Here is a 1733-nt window from a genome sequence, read left to right as displayed (position 1 = left end):
ATAGGTATCCAGTAACCGGTTCCGTTCAACGGGCTTTCATCTCGAGCCCTACGGGCAAGACGAAAGCTTAGTTATTACCTGCTGGCATTCTTCTTTCAGTCGTCATTATCGTCCAAATAGTTTTGCTAAAAATCCTTTCTTTTCGATTTTTTCAAGCCCCCAAATTAAATCCGTTTCGTGTCGTTTTGCTTTGTCAATATTGGCTCCAAACTTACCCCAAGCAAAGCCACTTTGATTTGGTTTGTTTCGTAGGTCTGCAATTACAAAAATGTCTGGAAGCGATAACGCAAAGTTCTTTAAAGTCGTGTCGTTAGATTGTCGTGCGATTTCAAGTTCAATAAAACCGTTGTCCTTGCTCCAAATGTCCATAACAACTCTTTCGTGAATTATGTCAAGGTTTGACTTGTTTCCATTTTTCCCGAAGTCGTTTACGTGTTTAATAAATTGGGTTAAGTTGTCAGAATGTTTAACGACAACAGCGGGGTCGTGGCACACATAAAACACATTTCCCCAATTTCCATTTTTATCAACGTCTAAAATCCAAAAGTTTCCAAATCCGTCCCCTGCAAGTTGAACAGAATGAGGGAAAAATTCTTCAAACCCGAATTGTCCAACTCCGTCAAAATTTACTTCTTCAAGTCCGTAAAACTCAAATCCACTTGCAAACTTTAGTAATTCTCTGATTTCAGCAGGTATTTGTCCAGTTGGCAGTCTTTCAGCCAACTCGTGAATTTGTTGGTCTGTCAAACCCTGTTTAAGTTCAACTTTATATTCGTCTCCGTCTTCCGAAACATATTTCTCTGTCAAAATGGATTTAAGCTGTTCTGTCGCTGTCATACTTTTTATATTCTTAGTTGTCCCGTTGTTACAAGCAACGAAAACTGTTAATGTCAAAACTGTTAATATGTTTGTAACGTTTCGCACTATGCTTGCAGGTAACATATTCTTTAGCGAAGCTAATATACAAAATATTTCGCCAATCCGTCTCTATAGACGCACTTCGCCTTACAGATCCAAAGACGATATAACAGACTATATTTTAACATGTTGACACAACATTAAATACCGTAAAGCGAAACAATTGATATGAATAAATCGTTATCTCTATATGGATAACGAAACTATACTGAAAACATTTGAAAAAAAGCTGACTACGCAAAGATATGCTAACAATACAGTTAAAGCATATAAAGATTATGCCCGTTTATTTCTCAAATATGTTGATAATTATCCCTCTTTAGAATCTATACCAATTACTATTATAGAATCCTTTATAAATGAAAAAGTTCAAAAAGAAAAAATCAGTATTTCCTATCAAAAAGGTTTAGTTGGAGCTATTAAGAAAATTTATGAATTGATACTGAATGAAAAAATTAAACTTGATTACTTATACCCTAAAAGACATTTAAACAAACTGCCAAAATTCTTTTCCAAAGAAGAGATCAGACTACTATTAGATAATACGGAAAACATTAAACATAAGGCCATATTAACAACTATATATAGCTGCGGACTACGCCTTAGTGAGTTACTAAACCTCAAAATAAAAGATATCCGATCATCTGATAAGATGATACGTATCAACCAAAGCAAAGGAAACAAAGACCGAATTGTTTCATTACCTGATAAGTTGCGGATCATGTACAAAACCTGTGTAGTAGAAGAAAAATAATCGGATATTTGCATTATTATATTATTCAGATGCACGATTCATTTAAAGCTTTAATGCCTCT

At 34.7% G+C, this 1733-nt stretch carries 2 protein-coding genes; one reads left to right on the top strand and one right to left on the bottom strand.

From position 1 onward, the window contains the following. Positions 1–105: 105 nt before the first annotated feature. On the bottom strand, positions 106–837 hold the full coding sequence (locus GOQ16_RS17120; protein ID WP_160070410.1) for an SMI1/KNR4 family protein: 732 nt from the start codon (positions 835–837) through the stop codon (positions 106–108). 271 nt (positions 838–1108) lie between these two features. Here GOQ16_RS17120 and GOQ16_RS17115 point away from each other — a divergent pair, with 271 nt between their 5' ends. Continuing rightward, entirely contained in the window at positions 1109–1672 is a 564-nt protein-coding gene (locus GOQ16_RS17115; RefSeq protein ID WP_160070409.1) for a tyrosine-type recombinase/integrase, read from the top strand. The last annotated feature ends 61 nt before the right edge of the window (positions 1673–1733 follow it).

The sequence above is a fragment of the Sphingobacterium bovisgrunnientis genome (genome assembly GCF_009829085.1).
Classification (GTDB): Bacteria; Bacteroidota; Bacteroidia; order Sphingobacteriales; family Sphingobacteriaceae; genus Sphingobacterium; species Sphingobacterium bovisgrunnientis.
The sequence above is the reverse complement of the archived record's forward strand: the minus strand, read 5'-3'. Positions and strand labels throughout refer to the sequence as shown.